Genomic DNA, 23,286 nt, shown 5'->3' with positions numbered 1-23,286 from the left:
TCAGACCGCAACTTCCGCCTTGATGTGAGGATGCGGATCGTAGCCGACGAGCTCGAAATCCTCAAAGCGGAAGGAGAAGATGTCCTTCACATCGGGGTTGACCCGCATCACCGGCAGCGCACGCGGCGCGCGGGTGAGCTGAAGCTTCGCCTGCTCCAGATGGTTGGAATAGAGATGGGCGTCGCCGAACGAATGCACGAAGTCGCCAGGCTTCAGACCCGTGACCTGCGCAACCATCATGGTGAGCAGCGCATAGGAGGCGATGTTGAAGGGCACGCCGAGGAAGACGTCGGCGGAGCGCTGGTAGAGCTGGCACGACAGCTTGCCGTTGGCGACGTAGAACTGAAACAGGCAGTGGCACGGCGGCAGCGCCATCTTGTCGACTTCGGCCGGATTCCAGGCCGAGACGATCAGGCGGCGCGAGTCCGGGTTGCGCTTGATCATGTCGACCACGTTCGTGATCTGATCGATGCTGCGTCCGTCCGGCGCGGGCCAGGAGCGCCATTGATGGCCATAGACCGGGCCGAGATCGCCGTTTGCGTCCGCCCACTCGTCCCAGATGGTGACGCCGTTGTCGCGCAGATATTTGATGTTGGTGTCGCCCTTCAGGAACCACAACAGCTCATGCACGATCGCCTTTAACGGCAGCCGCTTGGTGGTCAGCATCGGGAAGCCGGCGGACAGATTGAAGCGCATCTGATGGCCGAATATCGATAGCGTCCCGGTACCGGTCCGGTCGGTCTTCTCGGCGCCGTCTGATAGAATCCGCTCGAGCAGGTCCTGATACTGGTGCATGTGCCATAGAGCCTTTGGGGAGGCGGCGAACTTAACGGCCACCTCCGCGCTGCGACAGCATCGATTCGCTGCCTGCATCGATTATACCCGGAAAAATGAGTGTTTCCTGCGCAAACGACAAGGGGCGGAACCCGCGTCCCGCCCCTTGGCTATCGGCTTGATCCTGCTTGCTAACTTGCCGGCTTGAGCACCGGTGTCCACTTCGCGATCTCGTTCTTGACGAGGGTGGCGAGCGCTTCCGGCGTCCGTTCCGCGGGGGCCGGGATGACACTCCCGAGTTCGAGCAGGCGTTTCTTCACGGTGTCGTCGTCGAGCGCCTTGATCGCCGCGGCGTTCAGGCTTGCAACGATCGCGGGTGAAGTTCCCTTCGGCGCGAACATCGCGTTCCAGGCCTGGGCCTGGAACGCCGGCAGGCCGGCTTCCGCCGTGGTCGGAACGTTGGGCAGCGACGGATTGCGCTCCGCCGTTGCGATCGCATAGCCCTTGATGGTGCCGGCGTTGATCTGCGGCACCGCGTTGACGATCTGGTCGCACATGTAGTCGACCTGCCCGGCCACCAGCGCGTTCATCGCAGGGCCGGTGCCGTTGAAGGGCACGCCGACCGGCTTGATGTCGAGGATGGCGTGCAGCAGTTCGCAGGACACGTGCGAGACCGAGCCGATTCCGGCATGCGCCGCGTTCACCTTTTCGGCGTTGGCCTTCACGTAGGTCACGAACTCCTTGAGGTCCTTCGGCGGAAAGTCCTTGCGCGCCAGGATCAGGATCGGCGTGCCCGCGAGCAGCGCGATCGGCTCGAAGTCCTTTTCGGGATGATAGGCGAGCTTCGGATAGAGCGGCACCGACGCCGCATGTGTGCCCATATGCCCGGTGATGAGCGTATAGCCGTCATTGGCCGCCCGCGCGGCGCGCGTGGTCGCGGTCGTGCCGCCCGCGCCGACGACGTTCTCGATGATGATGCTCTGCCCGAGCGTCTGCGCCATATGCGAGGAGACGATCCGCGAGATCACGTCGGTCGGACCGCCGGCGGCGAACGGCACGATCATGGTGATGCCGCGCGTCGGATAGGTCTGCGCCTCTGCCGGTGCGACAAAGGAACACAGCGACGCCAGCACTGCTGCATATGCGCCCGCAGCAAGCGTGCGAATGGAAGTCATCTCGATCCCCCCGGACACGAAAAAAAATGCCGGCCAAAAAGGCCGGCATTTTCATTTCACGAAGACATCACACAAGTCGATTCGACTTCCGAATGCGGCGCGCCGACGCAGGCGCGCTCAGTTCTCGGATTCGGTGAACACCTCGTCGCGCTTGGAACGCAACGCGGGCAGCACCGTGAGCACCAGAAGAAAGGCCGCGATCCCCAGCAGCACCGCCGACAGCGGACGCGTCAGGAACACGCTCCAGTCGCCGCGCGAGATCAGCAGCGCGCGGCGCAGATTCTCTTCCATCAGCGGCCCCAGCACCATGCCGAGCAGCAGTGGAGCCGGCTCGAAATCGTGCTTGATCAGCCAGTAGCCGACCAGACCGAACACGCCTGCGAGAATGACGTCCACCGGCGCGTTGTTCACCGAGTAGATGCCGATCGCGCAGAAGATCACGATCGAGGGGAACATCAGCCGGTAAGGCACGCGCAACAGTCGCACCCAGATTCCGACCAGCGGCAGGTTGATGATGATCAGCATCAGGTTGCCGATCCACATCGAGGCGATCATGCCCCAGACGAGGTCGGGCTGCTTCTGCATCACCTGTGGGCCCGGCACGATGCCGTGAATGGTCATCGCACCGACCATCAGCGCCATCACCGCGTTCGGCGGGATGCCGAGCGTCAGCAGGGGAATGAAGGACGTCTGCGCCGCCGCGTTGTTGGCGCTTTCCGGCCCCGCCACGCCCTCGATTGCGCCGCGGCCGAACCGCGACGGGTCCCTGGCGAGCTTCTTCTCGAGCGTGTAGGCCGCAAACGACGCGATCACCGCGCCGCCGCCCGGCAGAATGCCGAGGATAGAACCGAGCGCGGTGCCGCGCAGGATCGCGGGCGCCGAGTCCTTCAGGTCCTTCCTGGTCGGCATCAGGCCGGTGATCTTCTGCTGCACGAGATCGCGATTCATCTCGGCGCCGGCGTCGAGATTGCGGATGATCTCGGCAAAGCCGAACACGCCCATCGCCACCGTCGCGAAGCCGAGACCGTCGGCAAGCTCCGGAATGTTGAAGGCCATGCGCGAAGCACCGGTCTCGATGTCCGAGCCGACCATCGACAAGAGCAGGCCGAACACGATCATCGCGATCGCCTTCAGCACCGAGCCCTTGGCCAGCACCACCGCAAAGATCAGGCCGAGCACCATCAGCGAGAAATATTCGGCCGGGCCGAACGCCAGCGCCAGCTTGGTGAGCGGCGCGCCGAGAACGGCAATGAGCACGGTCGCAACGCAGCCGGCGAAGAACGAGCCGATCGCCGCGATCGCCAGTGCCGGACCTGCACGGCCCTGCTTGGCCATCTGGTGACCGTCGATGGCGGTGACGACCGATGTCGCCTCACCAGGTATGTTGACCAGGATCGACGTGGTCGAGCCGCCATACTGGGCGCCATAATAGATGCCGGCGAGCATGATCAGCGCGCCGACCGGCGGCAGACCAAAAGTGATCGGCAGCAGCATCGCGACCGTGGCGATGGTGCCGATGCCCGGGAGAACACCGACCAGCGTGCCGACGAGGGCACCGATCAGGCACATCAGGAGGTTGATCGGGGAGAACGCGACGGCGAAGCCGTGAGCGAGGTTGGCAAAGAGATCCATTACGCCCTCACTGAATCAGGAAACGCGGGAACATCGGCATCGGCAGCCCGAGCACGTAAGGGAACAGCAGCGCGCAGCCGAGCGTCAGGCAGGCACCGACGATCACGGCCTCCAGCCAGCGCGTCTCGTGCGATCCCGTCGCCGCGATCATGAAGCTGGCAAAGGCCGAAACCACGACGCCGAGCGGCCGGATCGCCAGCGCGAAGAAGACGATCGCCGCCATCACGAACAGCGGCCCACGCCAGGAATAATGCGCCATCGACGGTCCGTCGGTCAGCAGTCCCGTCAACGCGATGGCGGCGCCAAGCGCCACGAGCAGCCCGCCGAACATCCGGGGCGCCGTGCCCGCGCCGAAGGAGAAGCCGCGCATCCCCTGCAGATCGCTGGAGGCCCACAGCGCGAACAAGGCGAGCGCCATCAGAACGATCCCGCCGACATAGTCCTGCGCCGACCGGATGGTCATGAACAGGGTGACGATCGCCACGGCAAGTATCGGATAGGAATAGATCAGGGCCAGCAGCACATCGGATGACGCCTTCTTGGTATCACCGCCGATCGATCCGATCAGCACCGCGGGGGCGCCCGCGACCAGCGCGGTAGCGTGGCTGATCAGGACGGTGGCCGGGCCGCGTCCCGTGCCCCACCCGAAAATCGTCCCGATTGACCAGATGAATTCGAAAACCTGCGGCGCTACGGCCAGCAGACAAAAGCTGATCGCCACCGAGGTGTTTCGGGTGGCTGTCGCTGAGTGGCCCATCGTATCGGCCATGCATGTCTCCTCCGCGACTCTTAAGTCACGAGCGCTGTTGTTCTAATCGGCTTGGAAGTTGATCCCCTTGCCCGGACCACTGCCTAGCGATTTTCATCACACAATGCCAGCAAAACCCAACAGCCCCCCGGCGAGCAAAAGCCATAGTGGATTGATGCGCGAGACCGAGGCGATCACTGCAACCGTCGCGGTCAGAAGCAGTGCAGCAATGGTGCGATCGGTCGACTGGGCCAGGATCAGGGCGCTCGCCGCCATCAATCCGATCGAGAGCGGAACCAGTGCAGCCTGAATCAGCCCGGGCCAGCGTGATCGGCTCGGCCGGTTCAGGAGACGGCTGACATAATAGGCAAGCAGCGCCGTCGGCAGGCACATCGCCAGCGTTGCCGCCAGCGCTCCGGGGATGCCGGCGACGGCATAGCCGATTAACGTAACGATAAGCACGTTTGGACCTGGCGAGAGTTGCGCGATCGCGTAGGCGTCGGCGAACTGCTTCTCGGTCATCCAGTGGTGCACGTCGACCGCGATGCGGTGCATCTCGGGGACGGCTGCCGCAGCGCCGCCGACCGCGAACAGCGACATCAAACCAAAGGTGGAGATCAGCGCCCAGATCGGATTCTGGTTGTTCATGCTGCTACCTTCCGCCGCATCAGGAAGGTCACGCCGATACTGACGGGGACCGCGACCAGCAGCACCGCCTGAAGCGGCAGGCGGAGCACGCCGATGGCGGCGAATACGCCGGTCATCAGGATGAGCGCGACGACATCCATTCGCCTGAACAGCGGCGTCATCATGCGGAAGACCACCGCGATCAAGAGGCCGACCGCCGCGCAGGAGATGCCCGCGAGGATGCGGCGCAAGACGTCCACGTCGCCGAACCGGGCATAGGCGATGGCGAGCACGGTCATGATCAGCGTCGGTGGCAGCAACAGCCCGGTAAAGGCGGCAACCCCGCCGGCAATCCCGCGCAGCCGCGACCCGAACACCATCGACAGATTGACGATGTTGGGCCCGGGCAGGAAATGGCAGAGCGCAAAGGTCTCGTTGAACTCGTCCGCCGTCATCCAGCGATGCTGATCGACGATGGCGTGCCGGGCAAACACCAGGACCCCGCCGAAACCGGCCAGCGACATCCGGGCAAAGGCCAGGAACAGTGCCGGCAAGCCAGGTGGTGGGGCTGGGATGGCGGGGATACCCAGCTCTTGAGCGGCCGATGCTGAATCCGTGGACATGTCAGGAGCTTAGAACGCGGACGGCTGCAGGGCCAAGATCAGACCGAGGACCGTGCGGAACCTATCCAAAGGGAACCTCGCCAAGGCTGCTCGAAACACCTGTCATTTGAAACCTTTGCCCCCTATATTGGGGGTGCCGGTTCGCCGGCTATGGAAATAAACGGTCGTCGCAATAAACCATTCGGACCCGGGGGCGGTACCCGGCGCCTCCACCAAAGCCCACCGATCTTCGGGCTTCAGCCTGCCGCAAGGCGGGTTTTGGCGGGGGCGAAATAGGATCGACGAGGGCGTAAAGGGCGAACTTTTTCCCGGTATTGTTCCGCCGTTATCGGGCTATGCAATAGTTGCCAACGACAACTTTGCTCCGGTTGCTCAGGCTGCGTAACGCAGTTTGAAAGACCATTCTGAAGTCCTAACGGGTTAAGCTCCGTTAGGCGGGGTTCGGAGGCACCTGGCAACAGAAGCCTCCACTTACCTTTTAATTCATTCCCGGCGGGGACTCCTGCTGACCCGTCAGGCGCGGTACTATTGCGGCTTGGCGAGTCGGGCCGGCAGGGCCCAGCTCCTGGAATGCAACAGGACCACCATGGCGACCGATCATATCCGATACGATGTGCTGGCCCGCGACGCGCTGCGCGGCGTGCTGCGGAAGGTACTGACCGATGCCGCGGCCCATGGGCTTCCGGGCGAGCATCATTTCTTCATCACCTTCGTATCGAAGGCCGACGGCGTGAAGATCTCGCCGCGACTGCTCGCACAGTACCCGGAAGAGATGACGATCATTCTTCAGCACCAGTTCTGGGACCTGACCGTGCTCGAGGACCGCTTCGAGGTCGGCTTGTCCTTCGGCGGCATTCCGGAGCGGCTGATCGTGCCGTTCAGCGCCATCAAGAGCTTTCTCGACCCGTCCGTGAAATTCGGCCTCCAGTTCGACACCTCCGACGTCGCCGAAGTGGCGCCCGAGACATTGCCGGCCGCTCCCGCGCCGTCGGCCGTGGCGGTGCCCGCAACTGCGACCGATCCCGCTGACAGCACGGAAGAGCCGCCGGCCCCGAGCCAGGGCGGCGCCGAGGTCGTGCGGCTCGATCGTTTCCGCAAGAAATGATCTAGGTTGGGCGCGAGGCCGTCGCGCCCGGCCAAACTGCCTATATAGAAGAGCACATCAACAGGCCGTGGCGTTTCGCGCGGCAGAATGGATGTGCTCATGGCCAAAGCTGCCCGCTCCAATCCGACCAACTCGAAGACCGCCCGCCCCGCCACCCGCATCGAGACCGACAGCTTTGGTCCGATCGAGGTCCCCGCCGATCGCTATTGGGGGGCGCAGACCGAGCGCTCGCGCCAGAATTTCCGCATCGGCATCGACCGCATGCCGATCTCGCTCGTGCACGCGCTCGGCATCGTCAAGCTCGCCGCCGCACAGTCGAACCTCGAGCTCGGCCTGCTCGACCAGCGCCGCGCCAACGCCATCATCCGCGCCGCCCGCGAGGTGATCGAGGGCAAGCTGGACGACCATTTTCCGCTCGTGGTGTGGCAGACCGGCTCGGGCACGCAGAGCAACATGAACCTCAACGAAGTGATCGCCAACCGCGCCAACGAGTTGCTCGGCGGCGAGCTCGGCGCCAAGAAGCCGGTGCATCCCAACGATCACGTCAACATGAGCCAGTCGTCGAACGACTCGTTCCCGACCGCCATGCATATCGCGGCCGCAAGCCGCATCCATGCCGATCTCGTCCCTGCCCTTGGCGAGCTGCTCCGCGCGCTGCGCAAGAAGGAGAAAGAGTTCGCCAAGATCGTCAAGATCGGCCGCACCCACACCCAGGACGCGACGCCCCTGACGCTCGGCCAGGAGTTCTCCGGCTATGCCGCGCAGGTCGAAAGCGGCATCGCCCGGCTCAAGGTCGCGGTGAAGGAGCTCTATCCGCTGGCGCAGGGCGGCACCGCCGTCGGCACCGGCCTCAATTCGAGCCCTCGCTTTGCAAAACTGTTCGCAAAGCACGCTGCCGGGATCACGAAGCTCCCCTTCACCAGCGCTGCCAACAAATTCGAGGCGCTGGCCTCGAACGACGCCTATGTGCTGGCGCACGGCGCCATCAACTCGGTCGCGACAGGCCTGTTCAAGATCGCCAACGACATCCGCCTGCTCGGATCGGGCCCGCGTTCGGGCCTCGGCGAGTTGATCCTGCCGGAGAACGAGCCGGGCTCCTCGATCATGCCGGGCAAGGTCAACCCGACGCAGTGCGAGGCAATGACCATGGTGTGCTGCCAGGTGTTCGGCAACCACACCGCCATCACGGTCGCCGGCAGCCAGGGCCATTTCGAGCTCAACGTCTACAAGCCCGTGCTGGCCTACAACATGCTGCACTCGATCCGCCTGATGGCCGATGCCGCACGCTCCTTCACCGAGCATTGCGTCAGCGGCATCCGCGCCGACGAGAAGCGCATCAAGGAGCTGATGCAGCGCTCGCTGATGCTGGTGACGGCGCTCGCCCCCAAGATCGGCTACGACAACGCCGCCAAGGTGGCCAAGACCGCGCATGCCAACGGGACCACGCTGAAGGAGGAGGCGCTCCGTCTCGGCTTGGTCTCCGCAGAGGAGTTCGACCGCCTGGTGCAGCCGGAGAAAATGACGCGGCCCGGGTGAACTCCGAATTCCGATAGCCATCCGTAATGATACGGAGCCCCGGGGCACACAAATGTGAGGCCTGGGGGGTAGGATTTGATTACCGTCAATGTCGCGGCGGGACGGCGTGCTACGCAGGTCCATCCGCCCTTGACGGGGCGAAATTCATCGTTTGATGGCCCGAGGGGCCGATTGACGAGGACAAGCGAATGGCGATCAAGTCTTGTGGGGCGCAACGCGGCGCCTTGTTTCTGGAAGTTTCATCCTGCCTGAAGAGGAGCGGATGATGGAGACGCGGCATGGGGAACGTCATCAACCTGAATCGTTTCAGGAAGCGCGCCGAACGGGAAACCTCGGCGAAGCAGGCGGACGCCAATCGGGCGAAGTTCGGCCGCACCAAGGCGGAGCGGTCGGCGGAGGAGACCCGCGCGGACAGGGCGAAGGAGCACCTGGACCAGCATCAGATCGATCGCGAGGAGCAGCCATGAAATCGCCCGTCGTGAAACGGTCGATCGTCGTCGCAGGCCACAAGACCAGCGTCAGCCTGGAAGAGGCATTCTGGAACGGCATGAAGGAGATCTCGGGCCTGCGCAACATGACGCTGTCCGAGCTCGTCGGCGAAATCGACGGCAACCGCCAGCAGGGCAACCTGTCCTCGGCGATCCGCCTGTTCGTGCTCGACTACTTCAAGAGCCGCGCCATGGCCGCCATCCAGCCGGAAAAGGTCCCGGCCCAGTAGCCGCCGGGGCGTTTTCCCGCAGCACCCCGCCGTCTGCACTTTAAAATCACTCTAAGGTGCGGCCTCGGCGCGCGAAGCGAGCTTGACCTCAATGCCCTGCATTGAAAATACAGGGCATGACCGACAGCAATGATACGCGTTCGCAAATGCCGCTGGGCCTGGCCCAGCGCGGCTATACCGGTGTCATTCAGCACCTCTCCGCTGGGGATGCGGGTTCGGCCCTCTCCGACATCGAGCTGGAGAGCCGCCTGATCGAGCTCGGCTTCGTCGAGGGGGCCCGGGTCGAGGTCCTGCACGAGGGGCTGGTCGGGCGCGACCCGATTGCCGTGCGGGTCGACAACATCACGATCGCGGTCCGCCGTCGTGAAGCCATGGCCATCATCGTCGCCTGACGCGACCGGATATTTGATTCCATGGAACTGCCCCTGCTGCATCTCGCCCTGGTCGGCACGCCAAACAGCGGCAAGACGTCGCTGTTCAATGCCCTGACCGGCAGCCGGCAAAAGGTCGCGAACTATCCGGGCGTCACCGTCGAGCGCAAGGAAGGCTTCTTCGTCACGCCGCTCGGACGCCAGGTCTCCGTGGTCGACCTGCCCGGCACCTATTCGCTGCGCGGCCGCAGCCCGGACGAGGAGATCACCCGCGACTTCGTGCTCGGCAAGGCCAGCGGCGAGACGGTGCCCGACCTCGTGCTGTGCGTGGCGGACTCCACCAATCTGCGCCTGACCATCCGCCTGCTGCTGGAGCTCAAGCGCACCGGCCGGCCGATGATCCTGGTGCTCAACATGTTCGACATCGCCGCCCGCCGCGGCGTCACTGTCGACGTCGAGCGGCTCGCCAGGGAGCTCGGCGTGCCCGTGGTCACCTCGATCGCGGTGCGCAAGGGCGGCACGGCCGACCTGCTGGCGCTGACCGACGAGATCGCGGCAAAGCTCGCCGCCGAGCCGCAGGAGAACAGCTGGCGCGCGCTCAGCGTCGCCGAACTGCGCGCCACCCAGCGCGAGGCCGACCGCATCATCGCCGATTGCGTCAGCCTGCCAAGCCGGCCCGACACATGGACCGCGCGGATCGACGCCGTGGTGCTGCACCCCGTCGGCGGGCTGATCGTGCTCGCGCTGATCCTGTTCGTGATGTTCCAGGCGGTGTTCGCCTGGGCGCAGCCGCTGATGGAGCTGCTCAACTCCGGCTTCGATGCGCTCGGCGAACTGGTGCACGCTACCCTGCCCGCCGGCCTGCTGCAGAGCTTCCTGCAGAACGGCGTCATCTCGGGCGTCGGCAGCGTCATCGTGTTCCTGCCGCAGATCATCATCATCTTCCTGTTCATCCTGCTGCTGGAAGATTTCGGCTACATGGCGCGCGCCGCGTTCCTGATGGACCGCATCATGGGCGGCGCCGGCCTGCACGGCCGCGCCTTCATTCCGCTGCTGTCGAGCTTTGCCTGCGCCATTCCCGGCATCATGGCGACGCGCGTGATCGACAACAAGCGCGACCGGCTGACCACGATCCTGATCGCGCCGCTGATGACCTGCTCGGCGCGCATTCCGGTCTACACGCTGATCATCTCCGCCTTCATTCCGGCGAAGGAGATCTGGGGCTTCATCAACCTCCAGGGCCTCGTGATGTTCGGCCTCTACGCCGCGGGCATCACCAGCGCGCTTGCCGTCTCGTTCCTGATCAAGTTCTTCATGCTGCGCGACTATGCGCCGGCGCCGTTCATGCTGGAGCTGCCGGACTACAAGATGCCGCGGCTGAAATCGATCGCGATCGGCGTCTACACGCGGGCCAAGATGTTCCTTTACCGCGCCGGCACCACGATCTTCTCGATGATGGTGCTGATCTGGTTCCTGGCCTCGTTCCCGCAGCCCCCGGCGGGCGCGACCGAGCCGGCCATCGACTTCAGCCTCGCCGCCATCATCGGCAAGGCGCTCGAGCCGCTGCTCGCACCCGTGGGCTTCAACTGGCAGATCGCGGTGGCGCTGATCCCGGGCATGGCGGCGCGCGAGGTCGCGGTCGCCGCTCTCGGCACCGTCTATGCGATCGAGGGCGGCAAGGAAGCGGCCGAGCAGATCGGACAGGTGCTGGCGACGAAATGGTCGCTCGCCACCGCGCTGTCGATGCTGGCCTGGTACATCTTCGCCCCGCAATGCGCCTCGACGCTGGCGGTGATCCGCCGCGAGACCGGAAGCTGGACCTGGATGGCGGTGACGTTCGGCTACATGCTGGTGCTGGCCTATGCGGCGAGCTTCCTGACATACAATGTCGCAGTGGCGCTCGGGGCGGGGTAAAGCTCCTCCGAACCAAAGACCTCCAAAACAACCCCATGCACAGTAGATGGGGGTTGTGAAATCAATGGCTTACGTGCGTGCGAAAATCACCCGACCTTAGCTCGGATGGAGCGCAGCTCGCAGGATGGGTTTCGCCACGCACCCACCATGAGACTTCGGAAAATCCGTTGACCCGTCGGGCAAAACAGGTGCATGATAGCATCATCCCGAAATCAGCAACGACACCGCTTCTCCCCTCACGAGCTCCGTAGCGCCTGCTCGTGCGCGACGGCCTGCTCCAGCGAATTGAGCAGGTTCTGCACATCCGCGATGTCCTGCGCGCGACCGAGGAAGACGACGGGATAGACCATCGCGTCCTGGGCCAGATAGCGGCGCTTGTCGATCAGCATCTGCCGCAATTTCTGCAGGTTTTCGAGCGGATCGCCGATCGTCACGTCACCGAAATCATCGGTGGGCTTGGCGTAGCCGGACGTATCGGCCAGCGTATCGTATTGTTCGGGAGCAGGCGGTTTCTGAAACATGGGTGACCCTTTCGTCGAAGTTGGATGGCGTCAGGCGAGGCCGCGCGACGGAGCGTTCACTGCGTTCATGTCCGGCATGTCGAAGCGCATGTTGGGAATATCGGCGCTCAGCAAGGGGCGGAGCGCGGGATCGCTGAAGAAGATATCGTTCCTGGGATCGAGCCGTCCCTCGGTGATCCCTTCGGCGAACTTCTGGGTGAAGTGCACGAGGGGACGGATCTTCGCTTCCCACGCAGTGAGAGCATCCGACAATGATCCCTTCAGGAGATCGCTCGACCCAAGCGAATAGGCCGTCATCATCGCCGAGTTCGCGCCCTGCCCCAGCGCCGGCGTCATGCCGTGCGCGGCGTCGCCGACCAGAACGCATTTGCCGTAGTGCCAGGCCGGCGGGAAGACGGAATGATATTCGTCGTAGTGACCGGCCGTGCCGACGCGGTCGATATAGCGGCCGAGCGTCGGGAAGGTCTCCTTCCAGAGCTCCGGATCGATCGGCATCTTCAATGCATCGGAATCCGAGAGCAGCCCCACCAGGATCATGTACATGGTCTGTGACGAGCACGGCAGAAGCCCGATGCGTCGTCCGCCGGGATCGTTGTACTCGATGGCGACGCGGTCGTTGCCGTCAGGGAAATCGCCCGGATGGATCGGGATCAGCAGGCGGATCGCACCCTTGCGGTGCTTGCCGAGGGGAAGCACGCCCGCCACCGATTTTCTCACGACCGACTGGATGCCGTCGGCGGCGACGACGAGGTCGGCCTCGAGCCGGCGCCCGCCGTCCAGATGAAGCACACCGTCACGCTCGGCGCCGATGACTCGCGAGCCGACCTCGATGGTCACGCCCGCCTTGACGGCCGCTTCAGCCAGAGGATCGACCAGCGCCTGCCGCTGGAACATCACGATTCGGCCGCCCGTTGCGGCAAACGGCTCGTACTCATGCGTCGTCTGGCCGGTGCTCAGCCGGATGATCCACTTGTTGAGTTGATGTCCCCGCGTCTTGATGACGTCGCCAAGCCCCATGGCTTCGAGGACGCGCAACCCGTTTTCGAAGATCGGCAGTCCATTGCCACCGGCGCGCAAGGCGTCGCTACGCTCGTGCAATCTGACGGACCAACCGTTCCGGGCAAGCTGGATGCTCGCGACAAGGCCCGCGATGCCGCCACCTGCGATCTCAGCCGAGGGCATCAGTGGATCCCTCCGAGCGCATCGTGCCATATCTGCGGGAGCGAGCCCGACGCACCTTCGAGCGGATCGAACACAGGAACGGCGACGCGCCTGCTGCGTTCGACCATGCGCGCATATTCGTCGACATAGCCGAGCCTGAAGTCGTGAATGGCGTGGCCGAGCGGAAACGCACCCGTCAGGCGCAGATCTTCGGTGATCGACTCGCCGAAATGCCCGACCCCCGCAGGGATCACGACGAAGTCGCCCTTCGTCATGGTGACGGATACGCCCTCCGGCCCGCCGAAACGGCCGACCAGTGTGCCGCGGGTCACCGCGATCAATTCATGCGTGTCGCTGTGAAAATGATGCCGCGGATACATGCCAAACGAGCTGTGCCAGTCCGTCGGCCATTCGTTCCTGCGGAATAGGTCCTCGATATCGAGGGGCCGCATGTCGAAGGCTTGGCGATAGATCAGGACCGGCAGGCGCGAATTCGGGATGCGCCCGTTACCCTTCAACACATGTGTTTCGATCTTCATTGGTGGATTTCTCCCAAAGCATTCGCGCGCCGTTCGCGCCTTGCGGCAAGTCCGTTGCTGGATCGACAGGCTCGACCGCATTCCGTTTCGAACGGGACCGGTCGCGTCGTTCAGGTGGGATTGCGCATCGTGAGACCCTCGAGAAAGATATCGATACCATCGGCGTAAACCTGTTCGATCGTGCGCTCGTAGAACGACGTGCGACCGGCCACGGCAAGATACGCATTGCCCATCCACTGCCCCCACAGGGAGAGCGTCGCGGCCCGCGCGTCGATCGGCCTCGCTTCACCGCGCGCGATTCCAAGCTTGATCGCTTCCTCGATCGCGAGAATGCCGTCGTTCAGCCGCGAGCTGATCTTCGCGGCGGCCTCGGCGGGCAACGTTTCCTTGCGGCCGGGCATGAAGAAGAACGACAGCGTCGTGAAGTATTCGGGGTGGACACGGAAGAAGTTCATATAGCCGGTGGCCATCCGAAACAGATTGTTGCGAACCGAGTCGTTTCGGTCGAACGAGGTGGTCAGCACCGTGATCATCTCGTCGAGGTCGCGGAACAGCAGTTCTTCGTACACTTCCTGCTTGCTCTTGAAGTACAGGTAGATCGTCGCTCGCGAGATGCCCGCGACATCGGCGATATCGTCGATCGTCACCGACGCGTAATCGCCGGCAAGAAAGATCGTCTTCGCGGCGTCGAGAATCTCGGCGCGCCTCCGCACGATGCGCTTCGAGCGACGTCGTTCCTTGACCGCTTCCGGGTCGTGTTTGCCGTCAGATTCCAAGATAGGCACGCCTCAATCCATCATCCCGCAGAAGGGTGGCGCCAAGCCCATGCATGGCGCCCCTGCCGCTTTCCAGCACATAAGCGTAGTCGGCCGTCTCGAGCACGTGGACGACCTGTTGCTCCACGATCAGAATCGGGACGCCCTGATCCCGGATCACTTTCACCAGCCTGAAGACTTCCTCGACCAGCATCGGTGCGAGACCGAGGGTCGGTTCGTCCAGCATCAGCAGGCGCGGACAGGACATCAGTCCCCGCCCAATCGCACACATCTGCTGCTCGCCGCCCGACAGGGTCCCGGCAAGCTGGTCGCGGCGTTCGGCCAGGCGCGGCAGGAGGTCGAAGATGAATTCGAGCTGCTGCCTGCGCCGGCCGCGTGCCGCCTTGCCATAGGCGCCGATTTCCAGATTCTCCAGCACGCTCGTGAAGGGAAACAGCCGCCGTCCCTCCGGCACGTGAATGAGACCAAGCTCGACGACCTTGTGCGGCGGCAGCCGCGAAATGTCCTTGCCGTCGAGCTCGATGCGCCCGCTGCGGTTCTTCACCAGCGCAGATATCGCCGAGAGCGTCGTGGTCTTGCCGGCACCATTGCTGCCCACCAGTCCGACGATCTGCTTCTCGCCGACATCGAACGAGAGCTGCTCGACGGCCTGCACGTCTCCGAAGCGAACACTGAGATCACGGACACGCAGCATCGGTCAGGTCCCCGCTGCCGCGAAATTGGCGCCGAGATACGCCGACAGGACGACCGGATTGCGCGTGATCTCCTGGGGCGTCCCCGTCGCGATCGGCTCGCCGTTCTGGAGAACCAGGATGTGATCGGAGAGCTGCATGACCGCACTCATGTGATGCTCGATGACCACGACGGCTATTCCCCGCTCCTTGAGCCGCTGGATGAAGCCGATCATCCGCTTCACCTCGATCGGAATGAGACCGCCCATGACCTCGTCGAGCAGAAGCGCGCGAGGACCAGTCGCGAGCACCTTGGCCATCTCCAGGCGCTTGCGATCGCCGATCGGCAGTTGTCCGGCGGAGACGTCGCAAAGGGCGGACATGTCGAGGTCGCTCAGCACCTGGCGGGCGACGTCGCGCGCCATCTCGATCGACCGCGCCCGAAGCATCGCTCCCATCACCACATTATCGAGCACGCTCAGGCCGCGAAAGGGTTGCACGATCTGAAACGTCCGCGCCAGACCGACCCGGCACCTACGCTCGGGCGACATGCCGCCGAGATCGCCGTCGTCCAGCGACACCGAGCCGGCGTCCGGCGTGATGAATCCGGTCAGCAGGTTGAAGACTGTCGTCTTGCCTGCCCCGTTCGGGCCGATGATCGACAATATCTCACCCGGGCGCGCGGTGAAGCTGACGTTCTTGACCGCGGTCAAGCCGCCGAACCGCTTGGTCAGGCCCGTTGCGGTCAGGACCGCCATGCCAGCCTCCGTTTCAGGAACGCGTGGGTCGACGGTCCGATGCCCGTCGGGGCGGCAAGCAGCACCAAAATCACGATGACGGCGTAGGCGAGTTGCGTCAGGCCGGAGATCTGGTCACCGAGGTAGACCTGCATGACGACGGATACGACCGACACCAGCAGTGCGCCGACAATTGGACCATAGGCCGTGCCGAGCCCTCCGAGGATCGCCATCAGTGCGAAATTGAGCGACAGGTTCAGACCCATGACACTGTCGGGGTCGATATAGAGATAGTACTGCGCGTGCAGCGTTCCGCAGATGCTGACGAGGCCGGCGGACAGCGCGAACACGCCGATGCGCAACGGCAAGGTACGAATGCCCAGCGCACGTGCGGCGTCGTGGTTCTCCCGGAAGGCCACCAGCGCGTAACCGACCTTGCTCGCGGCGATGACCCGCGTGATGACGTAGAAGAGAACGACGAGGCCGAGCGCGAGATAAGTGTAGACCAGCTTCTTGGCGAAGATCAGATTTTCGGGGCTTGGCCGCAGCGGAATCGCGAGGCCCGACGATCCGCCGGTGACGTCCCGCAGATTGATGGCGCTGATGTGAACGACGGCACCGAAGGCAAGAGTCGACATCACGAAGAACGAGCCCTTCAGCCGCATCGTGACGGCGCCAAGCAGCACCGCAAGCACCGCACTGAGAAGGGCGCCCAGCCACATGCCGATGAGCGGACTGATCCCGGCCTTCAGGAACAGGATGGTCGAGACATAGGCGCCGATGCCGTAGAAGGCCGCATGTCCGAGCGACAGCTGGCCCGCATAGCCTCCGCTCAGGTTCCAGGCGAGCGATGCCGCGGCGCCGAGGAACGCGAGCGTGACGGCCGCGACGACGAACGCGTCGGAGAATATCAATGGCAGCGCGGCCAGGACGACAAATCCGGCAATCGGCAACCCAAGACGAAGCGCGGAAGAGTTTTTCATCAGGTGACGTCCATCACTTCTGCGCCCTTCCGACCGAAGAGACCGTTGGGACGCACGGCAAGGACGATCATGAACAGCACGAAATAGACGAGCTGCTTCAACTCTCCGCCGGCGAAATATCCGGTGAACGACTCCACCAGGCCGATCAGCAAACCCGCCGTCACCGCGCCGGCGATGCTGCCCATGCCGCCGAGGACGACGATGACGAAGGAGATCAGGATCATGTCGGCCCCGGTGTAGGGATTCACCGGAAACAGCGGCGAGAGAAGGATGCCCGCCGCCCCCACCAGCGCACAGCCGAGCGCAAATGTGACCGCATAGACCCGGTCGACATTGATGCCGACCAAACGGGCCGACCGGCGGTCCTGCGCCGTCGCGCGGATCGCGCTTCCGACATAGGTATATTTCAGGAACGCCGCCAAGCCCCCCGCCAGGGCCAGCGCCACGACGAAGACTGCAACGCGCAGCCAGGACACATACAGGGGACCGATCTGAAAGGCCGCCGTCGCATAAGGCGTCCTGACCGTGCGGAAGTCGGACGTGAACAGCGACAGCAGGAGATTTTGCAGAAACAGGGACAGGGCGAAGGTCACGAACACCTGCACCACATGAGGGGCTTCGAGCGTCGGGCGGATCAGCAAGCGCTCGGTGAGGAGACCGAGGCCGAACATCAGCGGTACGACGGCGACGCTGGCGACGAACGGATCGATTCCGACGCGCTGGAACATGAAATAGGTCAAGTACATCGCGATCGTCAGATACTCACCATGGGCAAAGTTCACGACGCGCAGGACGCCGAAGACCAGCGTCAGGCCGACGCTGATCAGCGCGTATACGCCGCCGATGAACAGGCCCGACAGCGCGAGCTGGACAATGATATCCATGGTTCTGGTCCGCTCGAATCCGACCGGCCTTACCGTGCATTCCAGGCGGGCAGCGGCACCATGATGGCGTCGCGGACCTTGTTGGCCTGCGGATAGACCGAGACCATCTTCTCGCCCTGCCACTGGATGACGCTACCGACGGCGCGCTGGTTCTGGCCCTTGTCGTCGAACTTCAGGCCCCAGCCGTTGATATACGATCCGACGGGAACGTCGGCCTTGAGCGAGGCCTCGCGGAGATCGGCGGCATTGTCGGACGCCGCCTTCGCAAGAATATCCCGGGCCAGCGCGATGCCCACGACAAACCCCAGCGATTCCTGGACGGCCGGCGCCACCTTGTATTTTGCCTCGTAGCGCTTGACGAATTCATCGCGGTCCGCGCGCGCCTCGGCGGAGAGAGAGTTGACGTTGGCTTCGAGCGGGAACGACGACGAGAAGATGCCGTTGACGTCCTTGCCGATGGCCTCGGCCAGCGACAGCGTCGAGTGGCCCGCACTGGTCCCCACGAACGCCCTGGGGCCGTAGTTCATCTCCTTCATCTGCCGCTGCAGCAGGATGGCGTCGTTGATGAACTGGGTCGCGATGATCACGTCGGGGTCGAGCGAGCGCAGCTTCAGCACCAGTGGCGACAAATCGGTGGACTTGGCGGAATAGAGCTCGCGTAGTCCGATCTTGATGCCGAGCTTCTCGGCCTGGTCGATGGCGGCCTTGGAGACGTCGACACCGAACGCCGAATCTTCGGCAATGACGGCGACCTTGAGGTTCTTCGGCTCGATCTTCAGCATCGGCGCGATCACTTCGGCGGCGTAGAGCGGAGCAGGCTGTCCGAGTCCTGCCGCGCTGAGGCCCATGCGAAACACGCTCTTGAAGTCACGTTCCGTGTAGTTGTTGGCGACCGCCATGCCTTCCCAGTAGAACGCGCCGTTGCGCTCCGCTTCCTGGCTCGCCACCATGCCGACGGCGCTGGTCGAGCTGCCGGTGAAGATGCGCACGCCTTCACGCGATGCAAGACGATTGGTCTCGCTGATGGCGGCTTGCGGGCTGTTCCCATCGCCCTTGAACAGCTGGATCTTGCGGCCCTTGATGCCGCCGCGGTCGTTCACCAGATCGATCGCCGCTTCGACGCCTTGGAAATTCTGATTGCCGAAGACGGAATTGCCGCCAGTCAGCGGAAAGATGCCGCCGATCTTGATCGGCTCTTCCGCGAAGGCCACGCGAGATGACAGAACCGCCGGCGCTGCCGCGAGAAGGCCGAGAACCGTTCGGCGCGAAGCGTAATGCTTGGACTTAGACATTGCCTACCCCCTTATGAAGCCGCGATCGGCGCAGCCGAAATTCCCGGCCTGCGTGGTGATGAAATATCCGCGCGCGTATCTGCCCCGGCGGGCACGGATCGAAGCGATGGCGAGATGCGTTGAAATCCGGAGGATGATCGCTCCCCTGGCCTGGGATCCCTGCAAAAGTTCTCTTGTCCCGCCCACCGGCCAGATTCGAGTTCCACGAGCCCTGTTTTTCCTGCGCAAGTCACGAGTAACCATCCATTTATTGGATGAATTTGACTTATAGTTCATAAATCAGACGCGTAAACAATAATTGTCTAATTTTTATGGTGACGAGCTGTCGCACCTTCGCGACCGGCGGCTCTCGCCTGCGCGTTGATCTCGTCCGTGTCAGGAAATGCTGCATCACACCGCGCCCCCGAGACACCGATGACGGGCTCAAGCGAAACGCGAATGATCACGACGAAGACGTCGCGCTCGACTGCATCAGAGGGCGAGATGCGCGCGCGCCGTCAGCGCTGGTCGCCGCGTCCGTCGTCCGGATCGCTCTCCGGCTCCGGGATCAGCACGGCGGGTTCGTCATAGCCTTTGCGGCTGCTGTAAAACACCAGCGCCATCAAGCCGACGCCGACGACCAGGGAGAACACGACGCCGAGCACCAGCGCGACATAGCCCGACGCCGGCACGCTGGTATCGGTGCTGGTCCAGCCGAGATAGCCGAGAACGCACGCCGCGACGAGCATCGCGCAGAGCACCGCAATGACAGTCCATCTGGCGAGCCTGCCGCCTTGCGGCACGGATGATGCCGGCTGTCCGTCAGTGCTGTTCATGGAGCTCTCCTCAGGCGGCCGTCGCGTCACGCTCACGGTGCGGTGGCCTTGGTCGCGATCGCATGCAGGGCCCCGGTCATCGCAGTCACGGCAACCTTGGCCGGCTCACCGACACCATGACGCCCGGCGAGATAGGCGGGGTCGTTGTAGCTGAGCCAGGTTACGCCTTGCTCGTCCTGCCAGACCAGCGCCTTCAACGGCAAGTCGATGCCGACAGTCTGCGCTTGCTGCATCAACGGCGTTCCGCCCTTGGCGTTGCCGAAGATGATGAGATCGGTCGGCCGCAAGGCGAGGCCGACAGCGCTGGCACCCGCGGCATGATCGACATGGGCAAACACCGTGAGGCCCTTGGACTTCACTTCGGCTTCCAGCCGTTTCATCGTATCTTCCGGCCCGAAACTGCTCTTGATGGTGATGAGTCCGTCTGCGGCCATCGCCTGTGTCTCCCATGAACATGTCGCTGCAATCACAGCGAGGATTTTGATCAGCACCGAAAGCTTCATGCCCCGCTCGCTCACTTCTTGCGGAACAGCTTCGCCGGGTCGAATTCCGGCTGCGGAATGAAGCCGTCGCGATTGGGCATCCTGATTCTCGGCAAGGACTCCCTGTCGACCTTCCCGTCGGCGGGAATGATGCCGTTGAGACTGAGGATGTAGGCGGTGACGGCGTAGGTCTCGTCGATGCTGAGCGAGCCCGGCGTCGGATACGGCATCGCGCGATGAATGTAGTCGTACAAGGTCGTCGCATAGGGCCAGAAACTGCCGACGGTCTTGACCGGCATGCTGGATGCGAGCGTGCCCTGACCACCGGCGAGACGATCCTTGATGCCGCCCTGGCCGTTCTCGCCGTGACAGACCGCGCAATTGTCGGAAAAGACCTGCTTTCCCTGCACGGCCGTGCCGCTGCCGTCTGGCAGGCCCTTGCCGTCGGGCCCGACGTCGATGTCCCACAGCTTGATCTCCTCCAGCGTCGCTGGTCGCCCGAAATCGAAAGCCAGCGCGGGCGCAGCGAGCAGGCCGGCGACGAACAGGCCCGTGAGAAACAACTTGCTATGCGAGGACATTGCGGACCCTCCCGGCCTCGTCGATGCTCCAGGTCTGCTGGGCGTTGTAGTGGAACAGCGCATTGGTCCCCATCGCGGCGATGAAGGACTGCCGGTCCGGTTGAACATTGCCCTGATCGTCAGTCGAGCGGCTCACGATTTTGGTCGGCTTGCCGTCCCAGACCCAGTCCATCTGGAAGCGCACCTGCGCCTTGGACAGCACCGGCTGGCTCAATTGCGCCTGCTTCCATGTCCTGGCGCCGTCGGTCGAGATCTCGACCTTAGCGATCCTGCCGTGGCCGCTCCAGGCCAGACCCGAGATGCGGTTGTCGCCCGGCTGGATCTGCATCATGCCCGAGGGCTGGGTGATGACGGAGTTGGTCTCCATCCGCAACTGGAACTGCCGCGCCTTGCCGTCCGCAAGCAGTTGCGTGTAGCGCGCCGTCTCCCAGCGCGTCATCCAGGGCGCGTTGCCGAACTTGAGGCGGCGCAGCCACTTGATGTTTAGGTTGCCCTCGAATCCCGGCATCACCAGCCGCATCGGAAAGCCATGCGCGGGCCGCAGCGGCTCACCGTTCTGCCCATAGGCGACGAAAGCCTCGTTCATGATCTCGTCGGTGAGGGGAATGCTGCGATCGACGCCCGCGCCGTCGCCGCCTTCTGCCAGCATCCAGTTCGAGCCCTTGTCCTTGCTGACGAGGTCGATCAGGAATTTGAGCGGCACGCCAGTCCATTCATTGGTGCTGACGAGGCCATGCGTGTTCTGCACCGTGAGATCGGGATCGGCCTTCTTCCAGTTCTCCCATCCGTTGCCGGTGCATTCGATGAAGACCACGCGCGTGATCGACGGCATGCGCTTGAGATCGTCGACGCTGAAGACCAGCGGCTTGCGAACCATGCCATGGATGAGAAGCCGGTGCTGCGCGGGATCGATATCGGGCACGCCGGAATGGCTGCGCTCGTAATGCAGATCGGTCGGCGTGATGTTGCCCACCAGCTTCTGGTGCGGAGTCTTGGAATTGATGGCATCGCCGGGATCGACGTTGCGCTTTCCCGGAGTGGCCTCGGGAATGCGGTCGATCCTGGCGAAACGGGAACGGTCGCTGTGCGCACTAAGATCAGCGCCGGGCCCGCGATCGGGAACATCGGCCAGCGTCTCGGCGCCGGCCGCCTCGGTCGCAACCGCGCCAAGAATGCCTGCCGAGAGGCTTCCCACGAAGCCACGGCGCGACAGGTTCGCAGGCCGCGGCAACAATTCGACTGGCGCCTTGAACGTCATATCATCTCCCGTTGATATCGTGCTTTTCTGGAAATCGCGGTCGTTTTCCTGCCTCGACATTTAGCGGACGCCGCGCGAATTGCTCGTTAGGTTGTGTTAGAACTCATGAGGAGCCACCGGACGTGCGGTTGCGCCCGGTTGACCCGTCGTGCAAAACACGGGCACAATGACCTCAGCGCCATCAAGATCGCGATCAGAGCGACTGCCTGCCTCCATGGACCACTTCGGCACGACGAGCCTGACCGCCGAGAGGCTGAACGAAAGCCACCTCGCCGACCTGGTCGCGCTCCACCTCGATCCGGAAGTCTCTCGCTATCTCGGCGGCGTGCGGGCACCCGAGGTCACGACGACCTATCTCGCGACCAACATGGCGCATTGGGATCAGCATGGTTTTGGGCTGTGGGTGCTGCGAACGAAAGACGGCACTTTCGCCGGACGGGCCGGCATCCGGCATATCCTCGTGGACGACATCGACGAGATCGAGATCGCCTATGCCTTCAAGCGCGAGTTCTGGGGCCGGGGATTAGCGAGCGAGGTCGCAATCGCGCTGACGGACATCGGGCTGTCGCACCACGAACTGCCGTCCCTCATCGGCCTCGTCTATGTCGATAACGGCGCATCCCGCCGCGTGCTGGAGAAGGCGAATTACACCCTCGAGAAAAGCACGATGCGTCATGGCGAGGACGTGGTGATCTATCGCATCCGGAGACGAGAGGCGTAGGTCTTTAGGACGGGCTGGACTGATGTCGAATGAATTCTGATGCGGATAACATCGTCGGACTGTATCGCCGGCACGCGGCCGCCTGGTTGCGCCAGCGGGGCCGGCATCTGACGGAGCGCAAGTGGTTCGACCGGTTTGTCGCGCTTCTGCCTGCCAAGCCGAAAGTGCTCGATATCGGTTGCGGCCCCGGCGAGCCGATCGTGCGCTATTTGCTCGAAACGGGGTGTGCCGTCACGGGGATCGATGCCGCTCCCGAAATGATCGACATCGCAAAAGGCTATTTTCCCGACGCGACCTGGCTCGTTTCGGACATGCGCTCACTGACCTTGAACGCGACGTTCGACGGCTTGCTCGCCTGGAACAGCTTCTTCCATCTGAGCCCTGAGGACCAGCGCCGGATGTTTCCGGTCTTCCGGCGGCATGCCGCTGCAGGCGCAGCGCTGATGTTCACCAGCGGCCCATCTTTTGGGGAAGCCATCGGGAGCTTCGAGGGCGAGGCGCTCTATCATGCCAGTCTTGACGCGACCGAGTACCGCCAATTGCTCGACAGCAACGGTTTTGACGTCGTCGATCATGTGGTCGAGGACCCCGAATGCGGGCGGCTCACCGTCTGGCTCGGACGGTTGCGGCGGTGAGCGGCAA

27 protein-coding genes and 1 other RNA gene are annotated in these 23,286 nt (G+C 63.6%); 9 read left to right on the top strand and 19 right to left on the bottom strand.

The window, feature by feature from the left end:
* From FNV92_RS09255 to FNV92_RS09230, 6 genes are all read right to left on the bottom strand, one after another.
* The gene (locus FNV92_RS09255) at positions 1–795 is read right to left on the bottom strand and encodes a thymidylate synthase (RefSeq protein WP_143841236.1); all 795 of its coding nucleotides are present in this window, start codon (positions 793–795) and stop codon (positions 1–3) included.
* 170 nt (positions 796–965) lie between these two features.
* On the bottom strand, positions 966–1,949 hold the full coding sequence (locus FNV92_RS09250) for a tripartite tricarboxylate transporter substrate binding protein BugD (RefSeq protein ID WP_143841237.1): 984 nt from the start codon (positions 1,947–1,949) through the stop codon (positions 966–968).
* A 117-nt stretch (positions 1,950–2,066) separates the two neighbouring features.
* A complete protein-coding gene (locus tag FNV92_RS09245) occupies positions 2,067–3,581 on the bottom strand; it encodes a tripartite tricarboxylate transporter permease (protein ID WP_015684369.1) in 1,515 nt (504 codons plus the stop codon).
* A gap of 7 nt (positions 3,582–3,588) precedes the next feature.
* A complete protein-coding gene (locus FNV92_RS09240) occupies positions 3,589–4,350 on the bottom strand; it encodes a tripartite tricarboxylate transporter TctB family protein (protein WP_015684368.1) in 762 nt (253 codons plus the stop codon).
* A gap of 96 nt (positions 4,351–4,446) precedes the next feature.
* Positions 4,447–4,977 carry a chromate transporter gene (locus tag FNV92_RS09235; protein WP_015684367.1) on the bottom strand — a complete coding sequence of 177 codons (531 nt, stop codon included), beginning with the start codon at positions 4,975–4,977 and terminating at the stop codon, positions 4,447–4,449.
* Positions 4,974–5,579: a chromate transporter gene (locus FNV92_RS09230; protein WP_143841238.1), complete on the bottom strand. Its 606-nt coding sequence runs from the start codon at positions 5,577–5,579 to the stop codon at positions 4,974–4,976. Before FNV92_RS09230 ends, FNV92_RS09235 begins: the two co-directional genes overlap by 4 nt.
* A gap of 96 nt (positions 5,580–5,675) precedes the next feature.
* Between FNV92_RS09230 and ssrA the strand changes: the two genes are divergently transcribed.
* The 7 genes from ssrA to feoB all read left to right on the top strand — a co-directional run bounded on the left by ssrA (position 5,676) and on the right by feoB (position 11,223).
* Positions 5,676–6,051: a transfer-messenger RNA gene (gene ssrA, locus FNV92_RS09225) on the top strand.
* A 114-nt stretch (positions 6,052–6,165) separates the two neighbouring features.
* Entirely contained in the window at positions 6,166–6,684 is a 519-nt protein-coding gene (locus FNV92_RS09220; RefSeq protein ID WP_143841239.1) for an SspB family protein, read from the top strand.
* A gap of 87 nt (positions 6,685–6,771) precedes the next feature.
* Entirely contained in the window at positions 6,772–8,220 is a 1,449-nt protein-coding gene (gene fumC, locus FNV92_RS09215) for a class II fumarate hydratase (protein WP_143841240.1), read from the top strand.
* Positions 8,221–8,498: 278 nt separating this feature from the next.
* Positions 8,499–8,687, top strand: coding sequence for a DUF4169 family protein (locus FNV92_RS09210; RefSeq protein WP_015684363.1), 189 nt, complete (start codon positions 8,499–8,501; stop codon positions 8,685–8,687).
* Positions 8,684–8,938 carry a ribbon-helix-helix domain-containing protein gene (locus FNV92_RS09205; protein WP_014493044.1) on the top strand — a complete coding sequence of 85 codons (255 nt, stop codon included), beginning with the start codon at positions 8,684–8,686 and terminating at the stop codon, positions 8,936–8,938. Before FNV92_RS09210 ends, FNV92_RS09205 begins: the two co-directional genes overlap by 4 nt.
* 116 nt (positions 8,939–9,054) lie before the next feature.
* Entirely contained in the window at positions 9,055–9,330 is a 276-nt protein-coding gene (locus FNV92_RS09200) for a FeoA family protein (RefSeq protein WP_015684362.1), read from the top strand.
* Positions 9,331–9,351: 21 nt separating this feature from the next.
* Positions 9,352–11,223: a ferrous iron transporter B gene (gene feoB, locus FNV92_RS09195; protein ID WP_143841241.1), complete on the top strand. Its 1,872-nt coding sequence runs from the start codon at positions 9,352–9,354 to the stop codon at positions 11,221–11,223.
* 236 nt (positions 11,224–11,459) lie between these two features.
* Here the strand turns inward: feoB and FNV92_RS09190 are convergent, their stop codons facing one another.
* From FNV92_RS09190 to soxC, 13 genes are all read right to left on the bottom strand, one after another.
* Positions 11,460–11,744 (bottom strand): hypothetical protein, encoded by a 285-nt coding sequence (locus FNV92_RS09190; protein WP_015684360.1) that lies wholly within the window; start codon positions 11,742–11,744, stop codon positions 11,460–11,462.
* A gap of 30 nt (positions 11,745–11,774) precedes the next feature.
* A complete protein-coding gene (locus FNV92_RS09185) occupies positions 11,775–12,926 on the bottom strand; it encodes an FAD-dependent oxidoreductase (RefSeq protein ID WP_015684359.1) in 1,152 nt (383 codons plus the stop codon).
* Entirely contained in the window at positions 12,926–13,444 is a 519-nt protein-coding gene (locus FNV92_RS09180) for a cupin domain-containing protein (RefSeq protein WP_168213286.1), read from the bottom strand. The genes FNV92_RS09185 and FNV92_RS09180 overlap by 1 nt, the downstream gene beginning before the upstream one ends.
* A 110-nt stretch (positions 13,445–13,554) precedes the next feature.
* Entirely contained in the window at positions 13,555–14,229 is a 675-nt protein-coding gene (locus FNV92_RS09175) for a TetR/AcrR family transcriptional regulator (protein WP_143841244.1), read from the bottom strand.
* Positions 14,210–14,914, bottom strand: coding sequence for an ABC transporter ATP-binding protein (locus tag FNV92_RS09170; RefSeq protein ID WP_143841245.1), 705 nt, complete (start codon positions 14,912–14,914; stop codon positions 14,210–14,212). The genes FNV92_RS09175 and FNV92_RS09170 overlap by 20 nt, the downstream gene beginning before the upstream one ends.
* 3 nt (positions 14,915–14,917) lie before the next feature.
* A complete protein-coding gene (locus FNV92_RS09165; RefSeq protein ID WP_143841246.1) occupies positions 14,918–15,649 on the bottom strand; it encodes an ABC transporter ATP-binding protein in 732 nt (243 codons plus the stop codon).
* The gene (locus FNV92_RS09160; protein ID WP_143841247.1) at positions 15,637–16,611 is read right to left on the bottom strand and encodes a branched-chain amino acid ABC transporter permease; all 975 of its coding nucleotides are present in this window, start codon (positions 16,609–16,611) and stop codon (positions 15,637–15,639) included. Before FNV92_RS09160 ends, FNV92_RS09165 begins: the two co-directional genes overlap by 13 nt.
* Entirely contained in the window at positions 16,611–17,495 is an 885-nt protein-coding gene (locus FNV92_RS09155; protein ID WP_015684353.1) for a branched-chain amino acid ABC transporter permease, read from the bottom strand. The genes FNV92_RS09160 and FNV92_RS09155 overlap by 1 nt, the downstream gene beginning before the upstream one ends.
* A gap of 29 nt (positions 17,496–17,524) precedes the next feature.
* On the bottom strand, positions 17,525–18,787 hold the full coding sequence (locus tag FNV92_RS09150; protein WP_143841248.1) for an ABC transporter substrate-binding protein: 1,263 nt from the start codon (positions 18,785–18,787) through the stop codon (positions 17,525–17,527).
* Between the two features lie 497 nt (positions 18,788–19,284).
* Complete coding sequence (locus FNV92_RS09145; RefSeq protein WP_143841249.1) at positions 19,285–19,602, bottom strand: hypothetical protein; 318 nt, start codon at positions 19,600–19,602, stop codon at positions 19,285–19,287.
* Between the two features lie 32 nt (positions 19,603–19,634).
* Positions 19,635–20,105: a DUF302 domain-containing protein gene (locus FNV92_RS09140; RefSeq protein WP_143841250.1), complete on the bottom strand. Its 471-nt coding sequence runs from the start codon at positions 20,103–20,105 to the stop codon at positions 19,635–19,637.
* A gap of 11 nt (positions 20,106–20,116) precedes the next feature.
* On the bottom strand, positions 20,117–20,665 hold the full coding sequence (locus FNV92_RS09135) for a c-type cytochrome (protein WP_143841251.1): 549 nt from the start codon (positions 20,663–20,665) through the stop codon (positions 20,117–20,119).
* Positions 20,652–21,923 carry a sulfite dehydrogenase gene (gene soxC / locus FNV92_RS09130; protein ID WP_143841252.1) on the bottom strand — a complete coding sequence of 424 codons (1,272 nt, stop codon included), beginning with the start codon at positions 21,921–21,923 and terminating at the stop codon, positions 20,652–20,654. Before soxC ends, FNV92_RS09135 begins: the two co-directional genes overlap by 14 nt.
* Positions 21,924–22,137: 214 nt before the next feature.
* Between soxC and FNV92_RS09125 the strand changes: the two genes are divergently transcribed.
* Positions 22,138–22,644 (top strand): GNAT family N-acetyltransferase, encoded by a 507-nt coding sequence (locus FNV92_RS09125; RefSeq protein ID WP_168213287.1) that lies wholly within the window; start codon positions 22,138–22,140, stop codon positions 22,642–22,644.
* Between the two features lie 29 nt (positions 22,645–22,673).
* Positions 22,674–23,279 (top strand): class I SAM-dependent methyltransferase, encoded by a 606-nt coding sequence (locus tag FNV92_RS09120; RefSeq protein WP_143841253.1) that lies wholly within the window; start codon positions 22,674–22,676, stop codon positions 23,277–23,279.
* Positions 23,280–23,286: the final 7 nt, after the last annotated feature.

Source organism: Bradyrhizobium cosmicum (genome assembly GCF_007290395.2).
Taxonomy (GTDB): Bacteria; Pseudomonadota; Alphaproteobacteria; order Rhizobiales; family Xanthobacteraceae; genus Bradyrhizobium; species Bradyrhizobium cosmicum.
This window is presented reverse-complemented; position numbering and strand designations above follow the sequence as displayed.

Coding starts and splice junctions, on each gene's coding strand:
- FNV92_RS09145 (WP_143841249.1), bottom strand. CDS start 19,602: ATGAACAGCACTGACGGACAGCCGGCATCATCCGTGCCGCAAGGCGGC.
- FNV92_RS09220 (WP_143841239.1), top strand. CDS start 6,166: ATGGCGACCGATCATATCCGATACGATGTGCTGGCCCGCGACGCGCTG.
- FNV92_RS09160 (WP_143841247.1), bottom strand. CDS start 16,611: ATGAAAAACTCTTCCGCGCTTCGTCTTGGGTTGCCGATTGCCGGATTT.
- FNV92_RS09200 (WP_015684362.1), top strand. CDS start 9,055: ATGACCGACAGCAATGATACGCGTTCGCAAATGCCGCTGGGCCTGGCC.
- soxC (WP_143841252.1), bottom strand. CDS start 21,923: ATGACGTTCAAGGCGCCAGTCGAATTGTTGCCGCGGCCTGCGAACCTG.
- FNV92_RS09185 (WP_015684359.1), bottom strand. CDS start 12,926: ATGCCCTCGGCTGAGATCGCAGGTGGCGGCATCGCGGGCCTTGTCGCG.
- FNV92_RS09230 (WP_143841238.1), bottom strand. CDS start 5,579: ATGTCCACGGATTCAGCATCGGCCGCTCAAGAGCTGGGTATCCCCGCC.
- FNV92_RS09245 (WP_015684369.1), bottom strand. CDS start 3,581: ATGGATCTCTTTGCCAACCTCGCTCACGGCTTCGCCGTCGCGTTCTCC.
- FNV92_RS09150 (WP_143841248.1), bottom strand. CDS start 18,787: ATGTCTAAGTCCAAGCATTACGCTTCGCGCCGAACGGTTCTCGGCCTT.
- FNV92_RS09155 (WP_015684353.1), bottom strand. CDS start 17,495: ATGGATATCATTGTCCAGCTCGCGCTGTCGGGCCTGTTCATCGGCGGC.
- FNV92_RS09170 (WP_143841245.1), bottom strand. CDS start 14,914: ATGCTGCGTGTCCGTGATCTCAGTGTTCGCTTCGGAGACGTGCAGGCC.
- FNV92_RS09135 (WP_143841251.1), bottom strand. CDS start 20,665: ATGTCCTCGCATAGCAAGTTGTTTCTCACGGGCCTGTTCGTCGCCGGC.
- FNV92_RS09255 (WP_143841236.1), bottom strand. CDS start 795: ATGCACCAGTATCAGGACCTGCTCGAGCGGATTCTATCAGACGGCGCC.
- feoB (WP_143841241.1), top strand. CDS start 9,352: ATGGAACTGCCCCTGCTGCATCTCGCCCTGGTCGGCACGCCAAACAGC.
- fumC (WP_143841240.1), top strand. CDS start 6,772: ATGGATGTGCTCATGGCCAAAGCTGCCCGCTCCAATCCGACCAACTCG.
- FNV92_RS09120 (WP_143841253.1), top strand. CDS start 22,674: ATGAATTCTGATGCGGATAACATCGTCGGACTGTATCGCCGGCACGCG.
- FNV92_RS09235 (WP_015684367.1), bottom strand. CDS start 4,977: ATGAACAACCAGAATCCGATCTGGGCGCTGATCTCCACCTTTGGTTTG.
- FNV92_RS09180 (WP_168213286.1), bottom strand. CDS start 13,444: ATGAAGATCGAAACACATGTGTTGAAGGGTAACGGGCGCATCCCGAAT.
- FNV92_RS09250 (WP_143841237.1), bottom strand. CDS start 1,949: ATGACTTCCATTCGCACGCTTGCTGCGGGCGCATATGCAGCAGTGCTG.
- FNV92_RS09205 (WP_014493044.1), top strand. CDS start 8,684: ATGAAATCGCCCGTCGTGAAACGGTCGATCGTCGTCGCAGGCCACAAG.
- FNV92_RS09140 (WP_143841250.1), bottom strand. CDS start 20,105: ATGAAGCTTTCGGTGCTGATCAAAATCCTCGCTGTGATTGCAGCGACA.
- FNV92_RS09165 (WP_143841246.1), bottom strand. CDS start 15,649: ATGGCGGTCCTGACCGCAACGGGCCTGACCAAGCGGTTCGGCGGCTTG.
- FNV92_RS09210 (WP_015684363.1), top strand. CDS start 8,499: ATGGGGAACGTCATCAACCTGAATCGTTTCAGGAAGCGCGCCGAACGG.
- FNV92_RS09240 (WP_015684368.1), bottom strand. CDS start 4,350: ATGGCCGATACGATGGGCCACTCAGCGACAGCCACCCGAAACACCTCG.
- FNV92_RS09125 (WP_168213287.1), top strand. CDS start 22,138: ATGGACCACTTCGGCACGACGAGCCTGACCGCCGAGAGGCTGAACGAA.
- FNV92_RS09190 (WP_015684360.1), bottom strand. CDS start 11,744: ATGTTTCAGAAACCGCCTGCTCCCGAACAATACGATACGCTGGCCGAT.